We start from the raw sequence: 17,458 nt of genomic DNA on the forward strand, positions 1-17,458 counted from the left end.
ACTACGCTGGCTGCGTGATGGCCAACCGCCCGAATCCCGCCGCAGCGGCGCGCGCAGCAGTGGCGGCCGCGGCCAACGTGACGCGCGGGCTGGAACAGGTCCTGAACACCGTCAGCGAGTCGGTCGTGGAGACCGGCGCCAAACCCGACGGCCGCAAACAGCGCTGGGAGAAACACAAGCTCGCACGGCGCACCGAGCTCACCGACGGCGTCATCGCCGCGGTCCGTGCGCTGGGTGCCGACGTCGGCATGGACGAGATCGCCGCGCACATCGGCGTCTCCAAAACCGTCCTCTACCGCTATTTCGCCGACAAGAGCGACCTGGGTGTCGCGACGACGGTGCGCTTCTTCGAGACGACCATCTACCCGCGGCTGACCGAGGCGATCGCCGACGATCTCGACGAGTACACGCTCACCCACACCATCATCGGGGTGTACGTCCACGCCGTCGACGACGAACCGCAGCTGTACCGATTCGCACTGGCGAGTTCACCCACGTCGTCGCCGGCGCCGGCCGACTCCGTACGGCTGGTCACCCAGTTGGTCATGGGCAGCATCCAGATGCGGATGGCCGAACGTGGCGCGGACACCACCGGGGCCGAGCTCTGGTCCCATGCCCTCGTCGGCGGCATCCAGCATGTCGTGGACTGGTGGATGACCAAACGCACCCTCAGCGCCGACGAAGTGGTGGATTATCTGACCATGATGGTCTGGAGCGCGGTGGTGGGTGTGTGGCAGGTCAACGGTTCGCGGGAGAAGTTCCTGGCGGCGCCGCCTGCGCTCTTCGATCCCATGCCCGCCGACCCCTCCTCCGGGACCCCCGGCGCCTGATGGCACGCGTCGCTCTCGTGACCGGCGGCAGTCGCGGCGTCGGATACGGAATCGCTCGTGCGCTCGTCGAGGACGGGTGGACGACGTATGTCACCTCGCGGAGGGGTTCGGGACCCGACGGCGCCCGCGCGCTCGTCTGTGACCACGCCGACGACGCCTCGGTGTCCGCGGTGTTCGACGAGATCGCCTCGGACGCAGGTGGACTCGATCTGCTCGTCAACAACGCGTGGGCCGCGCCGAAGGGCTTCGGGGGATTCTCCGAGCCGTTCTGGAAACGTCCCGTCGATGACTGGGACACGTTGATCGGTGTCGGACTGCGAGCACATTACGTGGCTTCGGTACATGCGGCGCGGGTCATGACCGAGGCCGGCAGCGGACTCATCGCGAACATCTCGTCGTTCGGTTCGCGCGGTCATCTGCATTCGGTTCTGTACGGGATGAGCAAGACCGCTCTGGACAAGATGGCCGCCGACATGGCGGTGGAACTGCGCGGCACCGGGGTCAGTTCGATCTCGTTGTGGCTCGGGCTGATCCGCACCGAGCTGCTGTTGTCTCTCGGCGTCGACGAGTTCGCCGGGTTCTCCCTCGCGCGCGCCGAGGACCCCGAGTTCGTCGGCCGGGTCATCGCGGGACTGTCCGCCGATCCCGGGCTGCCCGAACTCAGCGGACACACCCTGGTCACCGCCGAACTGGGCCGGGCGTACGGCATCGTGAACAACGATGGCACGCCGCCGGATTCACACCGCGCCGCCTTCGGCGGAGGACCGCTGTTCCCGCCGCCGGCCGAACCCGCGGCAGACTCCGATTCCGACTCCGAGAGGACGCCGACATGAGCACCGGTTGGTCCACCCCCGCCGCCGACGTGCTGCGAGCCGGCGCCATCGGCCCGATCACGTCGTTCGACCCCGAGACGACGCCCGGCTTCCACGGCGACAAGGCCGCCGGAGCCGACCTCCTGGCACAGCGCGGCGAGGTACTCGCCGACCTACAGGAGCTGCTGTACGCCAATGGCCGGGCCGGCGATCATCGCTCGGTTCTGCTCGTACTCCAGGGCATGGACACCGCGGGCAAGGGCGGCATCGTGCGCCACGTCGGCGGGCTGATGGATCCGCAGGGCCTGTCGATCAGAGGGTTCGGCAAGCCGACGAAAGAGGAACTGCAGCACGACTTCCTGTGGCGCATCCATCGCGCGCTGCCGCCCGCCGGCCGGATCGGGATCTTCGACCGGTCCCACTACGAGGACGTCCTCCCGGTCCGAGTGCACAACCTGGTTCCGCAATCGGTGTGGGAGAAGCGCTACGATCTGATCAACCAGTTCGAGTCCGAGCTCGTCGCCGGCGGGACAACCGTTCTCAAGTGCTGCCTCGTGGTCTCCAAGGACGAACAGAAGACCCGTCTCGCGCAACGCCTGGAGCGGCCGGACAAGTACTGGAAGTACAACCCGGGCGACGTCGACGAACGCAGCCACTGGGATGCCTACCTCGAGGCGTATCAGGCGATCTTCGACCTCACCGACCGCGACTCCGCACCGTGGTTCGTCATCCCGTCGAACCGCAAATGGTTCGCGCGCCTCGCGGTGTGCGAGCTCCTCATCGACGCCCTCACCGGTCTCCATCTCGATTGGCCGCCCGCCGATTTCGACGTCGAGGCCGAGAAGAAGCGGCTCGCCGCCGCCGACTGAGCGAGGTACGCACGTTCGTCGACTGTGCGTCCAAATCCGTCGACTGTGCGTCCAAATCGGTCGACTGTGCGTCCATTCCCGTTGACTGTGCGTCCAAATCCGTCGACTGTGCGTCCATTCCCGTTGACTGTGCGCCCACTGTGTCGAAGCCACCCCGCCTCTGAGCTCTCACTTCCCACGTAACACGCCGTGCGCCACCAGCCCGACGACCAGCGCCCAGAAGGCGCCACCGATCCCGCCGAAGGTGACGCCCGCGGCCGCGGTCACGAAGGTCAGTGCCGCGGGAATGCGAAACTCCGCCTTTTCGAACGCCCCCTGGATCGACGCCACGAAGGTGGTCAACAGCGCAAGTCCCGCAACGGCTTCGAGCAATCCGTCCGGTGCGATCGCCGTGACGACGACCAGCGTGCCGGACAACGCTGCGAGCACGAGACTCGTCGAACCCGTGGCCACACCGGCGATCCACCGCCGAGACCGGTCGGCGCCGGCTTCCGGGCCCGCGGCCAGTGCGGCGGACAGCGCGGCGAGGTTGATCGCGTGCCCGCCGAACGGCGCGCCGAGCACGGTTCCCGCCCCGGTCACGAACATCGCCCGACGCCACGGCGTCGCGTAACCGAAGGACTTGAGCACGGCCACCCCGGGAACATTCTGGGAGGCCATGGTGACGATGTAGAGCGGAACGGCGAGCCCCGCGATCGCGGACACGTCGAAAGACGGTGTGGTCCACGTCAGTTGCGGCCACCACGATTCCCCCGCCCAGCCGCTGTAACCATCCAGGACCAGGTTCACCCCGATCACGATCAGCGCTGTGACCAGCGCCAGCGGCAGCGCCCACCGCGGGAGCCACCGCATCGCCAGCAACCAGACGACGAGGATCGGAATGGTCGACCACGGTTGCGCGGACAGCGAGGTCATCGGCGCGAGACACAGGGAGAGGAGGACCCCGGCGAGCATCGCCTGGGCGATCGGCGCCGGGATGCGGCCGATCAAGTCGCCGAGCGCCGGCAGCAGTCCGGTGGCGAGGATGAGCAACCCGACCACCAGGAAGGCGCCGACCGCCGCAGGCCACCCGGCGTCGTAGGACGCACCGGCCGACACGAGCAGCGCGGCCCCCGGCGTGGACCACGCCAGCGTCACCGGCCGGCGCGTCTGCACCGAGAGCAGGATCGACCCGAGTCCGAACAGAACCGTCAGGACGAGCAGACCCGAGGCGGCCTGGGTCGGACTGGCACCCACCGAACGCAATCCGGTCACCACCACGACGAAGGAGGAGGTGAACCCGACCAGCGAGGTCACCACCCCGGCGATGATCGGCTCGCTGCGAGTCGACGAGACGGGACTGGTCATGTCGCGAGCATAACGGTATCGTTCCGTAAACAGAACAACCCACACACGACGCGAAGACGAGCGCAGGCCCAGACGATGACACACGGCGATGACCGACGACGAGCCGTCGGGGCCCGGATCTCCGCCCTCCGCACGCAACGTGGCCTGAGCCTGTCCGGCCTCGCCCGAGAGGCCGGGATCGGGAAGGGATCGCTGTCCGAACTCGAAGGCGGTCACCGCAATCCCACCCTCGACACGCTCTACGCCATCGCCGGGCCGCTCGGGGTGCCGCTGTCGGCGCTCCTGGGCGAGGAGTCCGGCACCGAGGGCGCAGGCCCCCATCTCGCCGCGCGGCTGCTGCATGTCGAACACCACGACGACGGATCGGTCACCGAGGTGTTCTGGTTGCGCGTGACCCCGGGCGGCACCCGGGAGTCGCCTGCCCACGGCGCCGGCGTCGTCGAGCACGTGCACGTGGTCAGCGGCCACCTCTGCGCCGGTCGAGCCGGTGCGGAACACACGGCCGGGCCGGGCGAATCCCTGCAGTGGCTCTCCGACACCGTCCACACCTACCGCAGCGACGACGGCGCCCTCGCGGTCCTGACCATCCGGTCGCCCTGACGGCCCGCCGGATCGCGTTCCCGCGGTGCTGTTTCCGTCCCGCTGATCAGATCTCATCAGCGGGACGGAAACACCACCGCGGGACAGGGCCCTCGTCCGAGACAAGTCGCCCCGACACACGGCAACGCCCCCGCCGGAGCGGGGGCGTTGCGGGCGCGACTGTGCGCGAGCTTACTTCGCGGTGGTCGGCTTCTTGACCGGGGCCTTCTTGGCCGGCGCCCTCTTGGCGGCGGTCTTCTTCACGGCCGGGACCGGGGTGTCCTTCGCCTCGGCGACCTTCTTGGCCGGCGAGGACTTGGCGGCGCGGCCCTTGGCCTCGACAGTGCCTGCGGCGCCGTCGATCTCCTTGGCTGCGTCGGCGGCCTGCTCCTTGACGTTGCTGCCGGCCTCTTCGATCGCGACGGCGACGTCCTCGACCTCTTCGCTGACGCGCCCGGCGAGCTTCGCCGCACGGTCACCGACGAGGCGGGTCTGGGTGGACACGACCCCGAGGGCGTCCTCGGTCAGGTCGACGGCGTCGTTGTAGACCTTTTCGGCCCGCGAGAGGTTCTCCTGGACGAGCGGCTTGGTGCGCAGGCGTTCCAGCGTGGCCTCGCCGCGCTCGGCGAGCGAGGTGTAGAAGCCGTAGGCCTTCTCCACGTACGGATCGGTGATGCGCTTGAGCTCGTCGGCGGTCAGCTTGCCGCGCAGCTCGTCGAGGTCGCTGGGGACCTCGTCGGACAGCGAGCCGATGCGGGTCTTGGCCTCGTCGAAGCGGGTCTGGGCGGTCTCCGGCAGATCCGAGATCCGGGTCTTGGCCTCGTCGAAACGCGACTGAGCGGTCTCGGCGGCGGCCTCGGTGCGTTCACGCAGTTCGGTCAGCTTCTCGGTGACCTGGGCGAAGGCGTAGTCGCCGGCGCCGACTGCGGCGTAGAGGGGAGCGTAGTTGCGTTCGGTGGTGGTCACTGTGGACTCCTTCGGGGTTGGGTCACCAATCGCGCTGCAGCACATGCGGTCTCGCTCATCTCGGCATCTTCGCCGGGCGCATGTCGGAACATCCCGTCGCCTGTCGCCTCAAACGTTCGGTGTCGCAAGCCGATTCGATCCGGCTCACACCGCGCGAGAAAAGGGGAACCGCGGCGCCATCGGTATTGGTGTTTCCGATATCCAGTATCCACGCTGTGCTAGCAAATGCAAGCATCTTGCTAACACTCGTGACGGAGGTCACCCGAGGCTCCCCGCAAACCGGTCAGATCACCCGTATCGGTAGAAGCCGTGACCGGCCTTCTTGCCCAGACGCCCGGCCTCGACCATGCGCAGGAGCAGCGGCGGCGGCGAATAGAGGGGCTCTTTGAACTCCTCGTACATCTTGTCGGCGATCGCCTTGACCGTGTCGAGCCCGACGAGGTCGGCCAGCTTGAGCGGGCCCATCGGATGAGCGCAGCCCAGGACCATGGCCTTGTCGATGTCGTCGGCCGTCGCGAAGCCGCTCTCCACCATGCGGATGGACGAGAGCAGATAGGGGACGAGCAAGGCGTTGACGACGAATCCGGACCGGTCGGCCGAACGGACCACCTGCTTGCCCAGTACGTCGTGCGCAAAGGTCTCGGCGCGCTCGACGACTGCCGGCGTGGTCACCAGGGTGGTGACGACCTCGACCAGCGGGAGCACCGGGACCGGATTGAAGAAGTGCATGCCGATAACGCGGGAGGCGTTCTGAGTTGCCATGCCCAGCTTCATGATCGGGATGGACGAAGTGTTCGACGCCAGGACGGCCTCGGGGTCGGCGACGATCTTGTCCAGCTGCGTGAAGATCTCGGTCTTGACGGCTTCGTCCTCGACGACGGCCTCGCACACGAGTTGCCGATCGGCGAAGTCGCCGAGGTCCGAGGTGAAGTGGAGTCGCAGCGAGGCCTGTTCGCGCTCCCGCTCGGTCAACGTGCCGCTGGAGACGCCGCGGTCGAGCGATCGGAGAACCCGATCGCGCCCGGCGGCAGCCAGCTCGCGGGTGAATTCGTAGACGAGCACATCCGAGTGGGCCCGCGCGCACACCTCGGCGATGCCGGCACCCATCTGCCCCGCCCCCACCACGCCGACGCGGGAGATCATCTGGCTTGTCATGTCGGCTCCTCGGATGGAAACGTTCTGCGCGGCAACTGATCTCGCGAGAACATGGGTCACTCCCCGGGTACGGAACATGCCCGGATACGCCAGCAGGCGGCCCGCAGCGAAAGCCGCGGACCGCCTGACTGGTTCGTCAAATCACGCCAGAGGCGGTCGAGTTCCTAGTGGAACTGACCCTCCTCGGTCGAGCCCTTGAGCGCAGCGGTCGAGGTGTTGGGGTCGACAGTGGTGGCGATGTTGTCGAAGTACCCGGCGCCGACCTCACGCTGGTGCTTGACGGCGGTGAAGCCACGCTCCTCGGCAGCCTTGAACTCGCGGTTCTGCAGGTCGACGAACGCCGACATCTGCTCGCGAGCGTAGCCGTAGGCCAGGTCGAACATGCCGTAGTTCAGCGAGTGGAAGCCGGCCAGCGTGATGAACTGGAAGGTGAAGCCCATGGCGCCGAGCTCGTTCTGGAACTTGGCGATGGTGCTGTCGTCGAGGTGCTTGCTCCAGTTGAACGACGGGCTGCAGTTGTAGGACAGCAGCTGGTCGGGGTACTCGCTCTTGACGGCCTCGGCGAACTTGCGCGCCAGCTCGAGATCGGGGGTGCCGGTCTCCATCCAGATCATGTCGGCGTAGGGAGCGTAGGACTTCGCACGCTCGATGCAGGGCTCGATGCCGTTCTTCACGTGGTAGTAGCCCTCGGCGGTGCGCTCACCGGTGACGAACTGCTTGTCGCGGTCGTCGACGTCGGAGGTGATGAGCGTGGCGGCCTCGGCGTCGGTACGGGCGATGACGACGGTGGGGACACCGGCGACATCGGCGGCGAGGCGAGCCGAGTTCAGGGTGCGGACGTGCTGCTGGGTCGGGATCAGCACCTTGCCACCGAGGTGGCCGCACTTCTTCTCCGAGGCGAGCTGGTCCTCCCAGTGGGTACCGGCGGCACCCGCGGCGATCATGGCCTTCTGCAGCTCGTAGACGTTGAGGGCGCCACCGAAGCCGGCCTCACCGTCGGCGACGATCGGGACGACCCAGTTGTCGACCGAGTCGTCACCCTCGACGCGGGCGATCTCGTCGGCGCGCAGCAGCGCGTTGTTGATGCGGCGCACGACGCTCGGCACCGAGTTGGCCGGGTAGAGCGACTGGTCGGGGTAGGTGTGCCCGGAGAGGTTGGCGTCGCCGGCGACCTGCCAGCCCGAGAGGTACACGGCCTTCAGGCCGGCGCGAACCTGCTGCACGGCCTGGTTGCCGGTGAGGGCGCCGAGCGCGTTGATGTAGCTGCCGTCACCCTTGGTCACGCCGTCCCACAGGATCTCCGCGCCACGACGGGCGAGGGTGTGCTCCTCGACGACCGAACCCTGGAGCTCGGCGACCTGCTCGGCGGTGTAGTCGCGCTTGATGCCCTTCCAGCGCGGGTTGGTGTCCCAATCCTGCTGGATCTCTGCTGCGGTACGGGGCTTTCCGACGTTGCTCATTGGCTACTTCGCTTTCGTTGTCCTGCTCGTCCCGACCGGGGACCGGATCGGGGCGACGGCCCGGCGCGCCGCCGGAACCTCTCTGCTGACAGACAGCCGACTTCCTCGCCCGAAGGTGTGAACTCGCGGTCGGCGTCAGTCTCGGCCGAAACTTGCGAACCCTCCGACTCGGTGTCGGTAGTGCCTGCAGCAAGGGTGCCACAAGACAAACCCGCAGGTCCAACCCTTGACGACTGTAAATCTGGGTTATTTTTCGTCACCGGTGTGCAAAGTTTGCAAATATTGATCTGTGAAACACGTAGTGCCGCCCGCCAAAAAGTACGTCCGTACTGGGATTTTCTACTCCCGGGTAGGGATGCACCCGGGTCCCGGATCGCGGCCGGTGCGCACCACGGCACCGACGGACACGTACCCGAGAGTGACACCCTTCACACGATCCCGGGCAACATCCATCGCGGCCCGGTGGTCTCAGGGCGTGATGACGCGCTCGACGGCAGCGTCGAACAGCGCCGAGAAGGCAGTCGGATCGATCGGCTCGACCGGCGTGGTCGGTGGAGTGGTCGCGCGGGTCGGCGCGCCCGACACCGTCAGCTGCACCGTCACCGGCCCCGACTCCGGGCGGTCGAGCACGGCGTACCCGGCGAACCCGACCTGCCGGCGGACCCCGCCGTCGGACAGGGTGGTCGTGACGTCGGACCGGGTGAGCAGGAGTTGCTCACCCGGCAGCAACCCGCCGTCGATGTCCGGCTGGGGCAACTCGGTGTACACCGTGAGCACCCGGCTTCCCGACAGGTGGCCGGTGGTGATCTCCGTCGTGGTGCGGGAGCACCGGCCCGTCGTGGTCAGCCGGTCGGCGTCGATGTCGCGAGGTGCGGTGGTGACCAGTTCCACGAGGGTTCCCGTGGCACCGTCGCGGGCGGCCAGGACAGCGGAGTTGTCCGCGGTCAGCTGCTTGTTGAGAGCCTCGTCGGATGTCGGCCGGCAGTACTCGGGTGCGACGCGCGCCGACCGGGAGGCATCGATGGCGGCCTGGTTCCCCGCGACGAGATCGGACACGGACAGCGGGGCGGAGGTGTACCCGGGCGGCAACTGCGACGCGGACAACACCAGATCGGCGGGCCCGCGAGGAGCCTGTGCAGCCTCCGGGCCGGCTGCGCACCCCGCGACGCCGAGCGCCACTGCCGCCACCGACACGGCCAGCGCTGCCGACGAGCGGCGGCGGCCGAGGAGGGTGAGCACGCGGTCACCGTACCCTGGGGACGACGCTCGGGGCGGCGACACCTGTCCGGGAGGTGGACGATGAGCAGGACCTATGTGGGGTCGCGGTTGCGCCAGTTGCGTTCCGAGCGCGGCCTGTCGCAGGTCGCTCTCGCGCAGACCCTGTCGATCTCGGCGTCGTATCTCAATCAGATCGAGCACGACGCGCGTCCCCTCACCGCCTCGGTGCTCGCCAAGATCACCGAGGCCTTCGGCGTCGACGCCGGGTTCTTCGACTCGCAGGACGACGTCCGCCTGGTCGCCGAGTTGCGCGAAGCCCTGCTCGACGACGACCTCGAGGCCTCCCCCGGCGCGCTCGACGCACAGGGGATCAGCGCGATGGTCGCATCGCATCCCGAGATGGCTCAGGCGATGGTCAACCTGCACCGCCGCTACAGGATCGCCACCGATCAGCTCGCGGCGGCCACCGACGAACGCGGCGACCGCAGCATGCGCGGCACCATCAGCGCGCCGCACGAGGAGGTGCGCGACTACTTCTATCAGCGCCGCAACTACATTCACGAACTCGACGTCGCTGCCGAGGGGATGACCACCCGGATGCGGATGCACTCCGCCGACATCCGCCGCGAGATCATGAACCGCATCGAGAGCGTCCACGGCATCAGCATCGTGCGGCGCGTCGATCTCGGCGACTACACCCTGCATCGATTCGACCGCGAGGCCCGACGCCTCGAGTTCTCCGCATCACTGTCGGCGGGCCAGCGGACGTTCAAACTCGCCAGCGAACTCTGCTATCTCGAGTACCAGGACCTCCTCGACAAGCTGGTCGACGAGGCCAACTTCAGCAGCGAGGATGCCAGGGCCCTCGGACTCCTCGGTCTCGCGAACTACTTCGCCGCCGCAGTCGTCTTGCCCTACAGCCAGTTCCACGGCGCGGCGGAGGACTTCCGGTATGACATCGAGCGCCTGTCCGCCTTCTACTCGGTGTCCTACGAGACGATCTGCCACCGGCTCTCGACACTGCAACGACCCAACCTGCGGGGCATCCCCTGGTCGTTCGTGCGCGTCGATCGGGCGGGAAACATGTCGAAACGGCAGTCCGCCACCGGTTTTCACTTCTCTCAGAGCGGCGGAACCTGTCCGCTGTGGAATGTCTACGAGACCTTCGCCTACCCCGGCAAGATCATCACCCAGATCGCCGAGATGCCCGACGGCCGCAACTACTTCTGGGTCGCACGTACCGTCGAACGCCGCGCCACTCGCTATGGGCAGCCCGGAAAGACCTTCGCGATCGGCATGGGATGCGAACTGCGCCATGCTGCGCGGGTGATCTACTCCGACGGGCTGGAGATCGGGCCACAGGCACATGTCACGCCGATCGGTGCCGGTTGCCGGGTGTGCGAGCGGACCAACTGCGCCCAGCGCGCATTCCCCGCCTTGGGCGCCTCGCTGCGCATCGACGAACACACGAGCAGCGTCTCCCCGTACATGAGCCTCACCGAAACGCGCCCCGCGCCCTGATCAGCGTCGACACCCGTCCGGCGCGGGCAGGCCCCGCAACCGGTCGTCGAGCCAGGTCGCGGTGTCCGGGAAGCCCAGGGCGGCAGCCGAGACGTGTTCGGCCCCGTATTCGCGGTAGATCGCGGTCGCACCGAGAGCACACTGCTGGGCGAAGAGCGCCCGGGCCTGACTCGCCGGCACCCACCACTCGTAACGCCCGTGGTAGATCAGCAACGGCATCGACGCCTCGAGATCGGACATGGACGTGACCTCGAAGAGCTTCTCGGCGAGAGCGGAGTGGAAGGGATCCGGGTCGGTCGACAGCAGCTGGGTCGGCAGGTGCGCGATCCCGAGGTTGCCCATGTCGTCGGTGCAGATGTTGCGGATCTCCGATGTCGCGAGCCATCTCGCCAGGTGGTTCGACATCCGTAGGACCTCGGGCCGTTCGCGTGCGACGCCGAGCATCGCGGCGTGGAAGACCCCGGAGGCCAGGTTCGCGTTCATGGCGCCGGCGAGCGACCGGTAGTCGGCGGGCACCCCGCCGATGGCCGCCCCCACGAATCGGCCGGCGATGTCGGGTGCGTAGCGGGTGGCGAGCTTGGCCGCACCGTGGGTGGCGATCGCCCCGCCGGAGTAGCCGACCATGGCGATGGGTCCACGCGCGAAGTTCGCCGGATCGAGGGCTGCTGCCGCGCGGACCGAGTCGAGGATCACGTGTGCCGCGACATACGGCTCGGCGTAGGCCATCCGGGGACCCGTGTGATCGGGCACCAGCACCGCATAACCGCGATCGAGTGCGAGCTGGGTGTACGGCGGGATCAGATCGGTCTCGTTCGTGTTGTTGGTGAAACCGTGCGCGTAGGTGAACCCGGTCGTGCATTTGGTACCCAGTGCGACGATCGGCGAATTGTTGATCAGGACGGGCCGGGCGCCCGGACCGGTCCACGCCTTGGCCGGCACCAGGAGGGTGGCCGTGCCGAACATTGGCGCACCGTTCGCGTCGGCGGTCCGGAACTTGACCTGCCGCGCCGACCGCAGTGGGACGACGACCAGGGGCTGCGCCACCCGGGTCACCGACCGCGTGGTCAGGACCTCGCCGGGTGCCCGCGCGGCGAGGCCCGCAGGCCAGTGGTCGAAGAACCGGTCACCGCTCGGCGACGGCATGATCGCCTCGCGTAGTTCCTGGAGTTCGCGGGAGGCGCCCGGGATCCGCGATCGCTCCGGGATGCGCGACAGCTTCTCGACCGGCGGCGCCGGGATCAGCGCGTCGATGTCCTCCGGCAGTTGCGAGGGGACCGAGGTGAGATTGGGCGGCTCCGCGTCGGCAGTCCCGCTCATCCCGGTCGGACCCGCGACAAGGGTCATCGCGGCCACCGCCACCGTGGTCGCGATCGCTGCCCGTCGAGCCGCTGCTCGAACTCCCCTGGCCGGCATCGCCAACCTCCCGTCTCACCCGGTGACCGTCGAGTCCGCCGCCCCCCGGCAGCACATCTGACGACTCGAACCGCGATCACCTGTGGCCAATGCTAGATGGCGCGGATCGCCTGTGCCGTGCCGACGGCACAGGCGCGTCGTGCGTGTAGTCCGGACGGGTGACACGCGAATACGCCTTTCGCACCGGACATCACGGTTGCGTCTCGGTGCGGCGACCATCGATGTGCGAGGGGCGTCCGGGCCGGTGCAGCCGTCCCAGGGTCACGGGGAAGCGGGCGCAGCAGGGCGTCTGCGAGCGCAACACCCAGGGCGTCGTCGACGCGGAGGCACCTCATGACGAGAACCTCGCACCACCGCCGGGCATCGTGGACGGCCGGCGTCCTGCTGGTCCCCCGACGAGCAGCCGGCACATCGACGCCATCCGGGCAGCCATTCGAGTACAACCGAACACGCTGCGCGACAGCCGGATAGCGATGACCGGATAGCCGGGGAAGCTTCCTGCCGATGCAGTTGCTGTCGAACGACCCCGACCTGTTCCGGTCGCCGACCGCCGACCGGATCTCGCCGCTGGGCGCCGAGGCGTTCCGCGCCCGGGTCAGAAGACGAGGACGCGGAGATTCTCGGCGACGCAGGCGGGCTTGGTCTCCCCCTCGATCTCCACGGTGTTGGTGACGACCACGTTCACGCCCTTCGGCGTCTCTTCCACCGAGGTGATCACCGCGTTGGATCGGATCCGGGCGCCGACCTTGACCGGGTTCGGGAACCGCAGCTTGTTCATCCCGTAGTTGAGGGTCAGCTTGGGGCCTTCGACGGTGAAGATCTTGCCGGCGATCATCGGCAGCAGCGACACAGTCAGATATCCGTGCGCGATGGTCGTCCCGAACGGACCGGACCTGGCCCGCTCCGGATCGACGTGGATCCACTGATGGTCGCCGGTCGCGTCGGCGAAGGCGTCGACCCGTTCCTGGGTGATCTCGAGCCATTCGCCCGACCCCAGGTCCTCGCCGATCGCGGCCTTCAGTTCGTCGACACTGGTGAACGTCCGTGTGGTGTGCGTCATAGTCCGCGTAGTCTACCGTGGGCCCATGGGCACACCTCGCGTCGCACCAGGTGGTTTCCGGGAGCTCGGGCCGGTCAATTTCATGTTCGCGCGGGGGGCCGCACGCACGATCGGCGTCGACGACGCACACATCTTCTCCACCCTCGGGCGCGCGAAGGGGCTGTTCCGCGGTTGGCTCCACTTCAGCAGCCGGCTCATGCCGTTCGGTGTGTTGCCGCGCAAGGACTCCGAGATGGTGATCATCCGGGTGGCACACCTTCGGAAGTCCGACTACGAACTCGACCATCACCGGCGCCTCGGCCGTCGGGCCGGGATCACCGCAGAAGAGTTCGACCGCATCCTCGAGGGTCCCGACGCCGGGTGGGGCGATCGCGAACGGGCGATCCTGCGGGCCGTCGACGAGCTCGTCGAGACCAAGGACGTCTCCGACGTCGCCTGGCAGGCGCTGTCGAGGCACCTCGACGACCGGAAACTCATCGGCTTCACCCTGCTCGTCGGTCAGTACGACAGTCTCGCGACGACCATCCACACGCTGCGCATCCAGCGCGACACCCGCTCCTGAGATGGAGTCGATCGCGCAGCGACTGATGCGCAACGAGTACTTCGCCGAGATCTACGAACACCTGTGGCGGCCGACCTTCACCCGCCTCTTCAGTCTCGGCGGCCGGTCCACCGCCGACTTCGACCGTGCGCTGCGCGCCTATCTCGCCCGCCCCGGTGACCGCCTGGTCCTCGATGTCGCCTGCGGTCCAGGCAATTACACGCGTGAGATCGCCGACGGGCTGACCGGCGACGGTCGGTGCATCGGCATCGACTTCTCCGCGCCCATGCTGGCGCGGGCCGCGCAGACCAACGCCGTCGGGCGAGCCGCGTTCCTGCGCGGTGACGCGCACTCGTTGCCGTTCGCCGACAACACCTTCGACGTCGTCACCTGCCTGGCCGCGCTCTACCTGATCCCCGATCCCCTACCGGTCGTCGACGAACTGGTGCGCGTGACCGCACCCGGCGGCGAGATCGTGATCTTCACGTCGGTGACGACGCCACTCACCTCGTTCCCGGGCGTGCGGCCGCTCGCCGGCGCGAGCGGATACCGCATCTTCGACGACCACGAGATCGTCGCGCGCCTCCGTCGCGCCGGCCTGGACGACGTGGAGCAGACCATCACCGGCCAGGGGCAGTACGTGTTGGCACGCAAGCCGGGATCGTAGACACCGGCGACCGAGGTCTCAGAAGTCCCGGTAGTCGCGGACCGTCATCCGCGGGCCCCGCCGCTCGGGCCGCACGCCGCGTCGGGCGACCAGCCGGATGATCCGTTGACGTTGTCCGGCATAGGGTTCGAGGAGTTCGAGCATCCCGGCATCGTCGACGGCCTCGCCGATCAGGGTGAGTCCCACCAGTTTCGGGATGTGGTAGTCGCCCACGTTGACGACATCGGGGTCGCCGAGCGCCCGTGACAGCGTCTCCGCCTCGGTCCACTGTCCGACGCCGCGGAGCACGGTGAGCTTCCGCGCGTGGCGTTCGACATCGATGGTGGTCGCGCCACGGATGGTGCGCATCCGGACCGGCTCGATACCGCTGCGATGCCATTCCCAGCTCGGGATCCGCACCCAGTCGTCTTTGGACGGCGGCACCCGCATGGTCTCCGGAACCGGTCCGGGCGCCGGAGAACCGAAGCGGCGCACCAGGTAACGCCAGGCACGGAACGCCTCGGCGCCGACGACCTTCTGCTCCAGGATCGCCGGCACAAGGGCCTCCCACACCCGGTCCGTCCGGGACAGCCGCAGCCCTTCGGCGCGCCGGACGAGTTCCGCCACGACGGGATCCCGTGGGACGAGTGCGTCCGGGTCGTCGTGCGCGCCGAGGAAGGCCGGCATCTGGTCGAGCAACCAGTCGGCGCCCGGCCCCCACGCGCGTCCGACGACGACACCGGCGCGCACGGCGATCGTCACCGTGCCCGGCCCGTCGGGGGTGTGCACCGCTCGCCAGACCGACCCGTCACGGGCGTAGACGAACGCCGGGTCGCCCGCACCGCGACGGTGCAGGCCGACCGTCGCCCGCAGATCGAGCGGCCACGGGAGCTCCCACTCCCGGACCCGCTCGTCGGCAGTCACTCGTCTACAGGTTGATCATGTGCCCGATCGCGCCGTGGAACGTCTCCTGCAGCGCCTCCGACAGGGTCGGGTGGGTGTGCACGTTCCGAGCCAGTTCCTTGGCGGTGAGGTCCCACTTGTGGGCCAGCGTCATCTCGGGCAGCATCTCGGAGACGTTGTCGCCCACGAGGTGTCCGCCGAGGAGTTCATCGGTGTCGGCGTTCGTGACGAGCTTGACGAAGCCCGCGGTCTCGCCGAGTCCCTGCGCCTTGCCATTGGCCGAGAACGGGAAGGTCGTCGCCTTCACGTTGTATCCCTCGTCCTTGGCCTGTGCCTCGGTGAGTCCGAAGGACGCCACCTGGGGCTGGCAGAACGTGGCGCGCGGCATGAAGCGGTAGTCACCGAGAGTCATGGTCTCGGCCCCGGCGATGGTCTCGGCGGCGACCACACCTTGCGCCTCGGCCACATGGGCGAGTTGCAGTTTGGCGGTGACGTCGCCGATGGCGTAGATGCCGTCGACGTTGGTGCGCATGTAGTCGTCGATCGCGATGGCGCCACGATCGGTGAGTTCCACACCGGTCTTCTCGAGGCCGAAGCCCTCGACGCGCGGGGCGAACCCGACCGACATGAGGACCTTGTCGACCGTCAGCTCGCCCTCGTTGTCCTTGGCGTCGGTGTAGGTGACGGTGACGTTGTCGCCGTTGTCGGTGACGGACTGGACCCTGGTGGAGGTCAGCAGCTTGATGCCGAGCTTCTTGTACTCCTTGGCGAGCGCCTTGGACGAGTCGGCGTCCTCGTTGGGCAGGACGCGGTCGAGGAACTCGACGATGGTGACGTCGACGCCGTAGTTGGCGAGCACGTAGCCGAATTCCATGCCGATGGCGCCCGCGCCGACGATGACGATGGAGCCGGGCAGCTCACGGGTGAGGATCTGGGTCTCGTAGGTGACCACGTTCTCGGACAGTTCGACGCCGGGGAGCAGCTTCACCGTCGACCCGGTGTCGATGATGACATCGTCGAAGGTGATCTCCCGGTCGCCGACCTTGATGGTCTTGGCGTCGGTGAACACCCCGTACCCGTCGATCTCGGTGATCTTGTTCTTCTTCATCAGGTAGTGGACGCCCTTGACGATGCCGTCCGACACCTTGCGGCTGCGGTCGAACGCCGCGCCGAAGTCGAAGGACACGTCGCCACTCATGCCGAAGGTCTTGGCCTGGTGAGTGAAGATGTGCGCGAGTTCGGCGTTGCGCAACAATGCCTTGGACGGGATACATCCGACGTTCAGACACACACCGCCCCAGTACTTCTCCTCGATGACGGCGGTTTTCTTGCCCAGTTGAGCCGACCGGATCGCGGCTACGTACCCACCTGGACCTGCACCCAATACAACTGTTTGAAAGTGTTCAGCCACGACAGCCAGCCTACGTCGCGTCCGACCGTCGCCGCAGAGTGTCCCACTACTCGCCGGTAGCAATCCCCCGCTTTCAATCATTGATTGAAACACTGACTGAACTGTGCTTTGCTGCTCGTGTGACCCAGACCACCCGCGATGGACGGGGTGCCGGGCGTCGCGGTTCGACGCCGATGCCCACCCGCGACGCCCTGCTGACCGTCGCCGAACGTCTCTTCCTCGCCGACGGATACGACAAGGTGTCCGTCCGGGCGATCTGCGCGGCCGCCGATGCCAACACGGCGGCAGTGCACTACCACTTCGGCACCAAGGACGACCTCACCATCGCGCTGCTGCAGTCCCGGCTCGGTCCGCTGTGGGCCGACCCGCTCGCCTCCCTCGATCCGGCCGTCACGCCGATCGCACAGGTCGTCGACGTGGTGGTCAGCCCCTTCGTCGACCTGCAGGCCGACCCGACCGGACACCTGCACCTCCGCCTGCTCGCCCGGTTCGTGTTCGCCCATCCCACCGCGAGCTGGACGTCGCACTGGTTCGATCTCGACCCGTTCGCCGACATGCTCGCCGAGGCGGTCCCCGGCCTGACCGCGAGCGAGGCGCGCCGGCGCTGGGCCCTCGGTTTCCAGCTCATCCTCCTGCGGTTCGGCGGCACCGAGACGTTGAGCACCGCCGCGGTGACGGCGTTGATCGGGTTCGTCACCGCCGGATTGACCGCACCCGCCACATAGAC

General features: G+C 67.8%; 17 protein-coding genes. 8 read left to right on the forward strand and 9 right to left on the reverse strand.

From position 1 onward, the window contains the following. Window positions 1-17: 17 nt before the first annotated feature. Genes CA982_RS02710 through CA982_RS02720 form a run of 3 tightly spaced genes read left to right on the forward strand, consistent with a single transcriptional unit; the run spans window position 18 to window position 2,511 of the window. A complete protein-coding gene (locus CA982_RS02710) occupies window positions 18-830 on the forward strand; it encodes a TetR/AcrR family transcriptional regulator (RefSeq protein ID WP_208617864.1) in 813 nt (270 codons plus the stop codon). Beyond that, window positions 830-1,663, forward strand: a complete 834-nt coding sequence (locus CA982_RS02715) for an SDR family NAD(P)-dependent oxidoreductase (protein ID WP_086533803.1) — start codon at window positions 830-832, stop codon at window positions 1,661-1,663. The genes CA982_RS02710 and CA982_RS02715 overlap by 1 nt, the downstream gene beginning before the upstream one ends. Further along, window positions 1,660-2,511 carry a PPK2 family polyphosphate kinase gene (locus CA982_RS02720; RefSeq protein WP_086533804.1) on the forward strand — a complete coding sequence of 284 codons (852 nt, stop codon included), beginning with the start codon at window positions 1,660-1,662 and terminating at the stop codon, window positions 2,509-2,511. The genes CA982_RS02715 and CA982_RS02720 overlap by 4 nt, the downstream gene beginning before the upstream one ends. 168 nt (window positions 2,512-2,679) lie before the next feature. Here the strand turns inward: CA982_RS02720 and CA982_RS02725 are convergent, their stop codons facing one another. Further along, complete coding sequence (locus tag CA982_RS02725; protein ID WP_086533805.1) at window positions 2,680-3,858, reverse strand: benzoate/H(+) symporter BenE family transporter; 1,179 nt, start codon at window positions 3,856-3,858, stop codon at window positions 2,680-2,682. A 75-nt stretch (window positions 3,859-3,933) separates the two neighbouring features. On the opposite strand from CA982_RS02725, the gene CA982_RS02730 reads away from it, so the two are divergent. Beyond that, window positions 3,934-4,458: a helix-turn-helix domain-containing protein gene (locus CA982_RS02730; protein ID WP_086533806.1), complete on the forward strand. Its 525-nt coding sequence runs from the start codon at window positions 3,934-3,936 to the stop codon at window positions 4,456-4,458. A 171-nt stretch (window positions 4,459-4,629) separates the two neighbouring features. Here the strand turns inward: CA982_RS02730 and CA982_RS02735 are convergent, their stop codons facing one another. The 4 genes from CA982_RS02735 to CA982_RS02750 form a co-directional block, all read right to left on the reverse strand. Beyond that, on the reverse strand, window positions 4,630-5,403 hold the full coding sequence (locus CA982_RS02735) for a heparin-binding hemagglutinin (RefSeq protein WP_086533807.1): 774 nt from the start codon (window positions 5,401-5,403) through the stop codon (window positions 4,630-4,632). Between the two features lie 288 nt (window positions 5,404-5,691). Next, complete coding sequence (locus CA982_RS02740) at window positions 5,692-6,558, reverse strand: 3-hydroxybutyryl-CoA dehydrogenase (protein ID WP_086533808.1); 867 nt, start codon at window positions 6,556-6,558, stop codon at window positions 5,692-5,694. Between the two features lie 164 nt (window positions 6,559-6,722). Further along, window positions 6,723-8,018, reverse strand: a complete 1,296-nt coding sequence (gene aceA / locus CA982_RS02745; RefSeq protein ID WP_004022743.1) for an isocitrate lyase — start codon at window positions 8,016-8,018, stop codon at window positions 6,723-6,725. Window positions 8,019-8,486: 468 nt separating this feature from the next. Continuing rightward, a complete protein-coding gene (locus CA982_RS02750; RefSeq protein WP_086533809.1) occupies window positions 8,487-9,257 on the reverse strand; it encodes a hypothetical protein in 771 nt (256 codons plus the stop codon). Window positions 9,258-9,317: 60 nt separating this feature from the next. Here CA982_RS02750 and ramB point away from each other — a divergent pair, with 60 nt between their 5' ends. Continuing rightward, complete coding sequence (ramB, locus tag CA982_RS02755) at window positions 9,318-10,757, forward strand: acetate metabolism transcriptional regulator RamB (RefSeq protein ID WP_086533810.1); 1,440 nt, start codon at window positions 9,318-9,320, stop codon at window positions 10,755-10,757. Here the strand turns inward: ramB and CA982_RS02760 are convergent, their stop codons facing one another. Next, a complete protein-coding gene (locus tag CA982_RS02760; RefSeq protein WP_086533811.1) occupies window positions 10,758-12,170 on the reverse strand; it encodes a lipase family protein in 1,413 nt (470 codons plus the stop codon). A gap of 595 nt (window positions 12,171-12,765) precedes the next feature. After that, window positions 12,766-13,230 carry a MaoC family dehydratase gene (locus CA982_RS02765; protein ID WP_086533812.1) on the reverse strand — a complete coding sequence of 155 codons (465 nt, stop codon included), beginning with the start codon at window positions 13,228-13,230 and terminating at the stop codon, window positions 12,766-12,768. A gap of 25 nt (window positions 13,231-13,255) precedes the next feature. Between CA982_RS02765 and CA982_RS02770 the strand changes: the two genes are divergently transcribed. Continuing rightward, window positions 13,256-13,792 (forward strand): carboxymuconolactone decarboxylase family protein, encoded by a 537-nt coding sequence (locus CA982_RS02770; RefSeq protein ID WP_086533813.1) that lies wholly within the window; start codon window positions 13,256-13,258, stop codon window positions 13,790-13,792. Between the two features lies 1 nt (window position 13,793). Next, entirely contained in the window at window positions 13,794-14,438 is a 645-nt protein-coding gene (locus CA982_RS02775) for a class I SAM-dependent methyltransferase (RefSeq protein ID WP_086533814.1), read from the forward strand. A gap of 18 nt (window positions 14,439-14,456) precedes the next feature. Here the strand turns inward: CA982_RS02775 and CA982_RS02780 are convergent, their stop codons facing one another. Together CA982_RS02780 and lpdA are read right to left on the reverse strand one after the other, a co-directional pair. Then, window positions 14,457-15,341 (reverse strand): DNA-3-methyladenine glycosylase family protein, encoded by an 885-nt coding sequence (locus CA982_RS02780; protein WP_086533815.1) that lies wholly within the window; start codon window positions 15,339-15,341, stop codon window positions 14,457-14,459. A 4-nt stretch (window positions 15,342-15,345) separates the two neighbouring features. Next, a complete protein-coding gene (gene lpdA / locus CA982_RS02785; protein WP_086533816.1) occupies window positions 15,346-16,731 on the reverse strand; it encodes a dihydrolipoyl dehydrogenase in 1,386 nt (461 codons plus the stop codon). Window positions 16,732-16,850: 119 nt separating this feature from the next. Between lpdA and CA982_RS02790 the strand changes: the two genes are divergently transcribed. Beyond that, window positions 16,851-17,456: a TetR/AcrR family transcriptional regulator gene (locus CA982_RS02790; protein ID WP_086533817.1), complete on the forward strand. Its 606-nt coding sequence runs from the start codon at window positions 16,851-16,853 to the stop codon at window positions 17,454-17,456. The last annotated feature ends 2 nt before the right edge of the window (window positions 17,457-17,458 follow it).

The sequence above is a fragment of the Gordonia lacunae genome (assembly GCF_002149015.1).
Lineage (GTDB): Bacteria > Actinomycetota > Actinomycetes > Mycobacteriales > Mycobacteriaceae > Gordonia > Gordonia lacunae.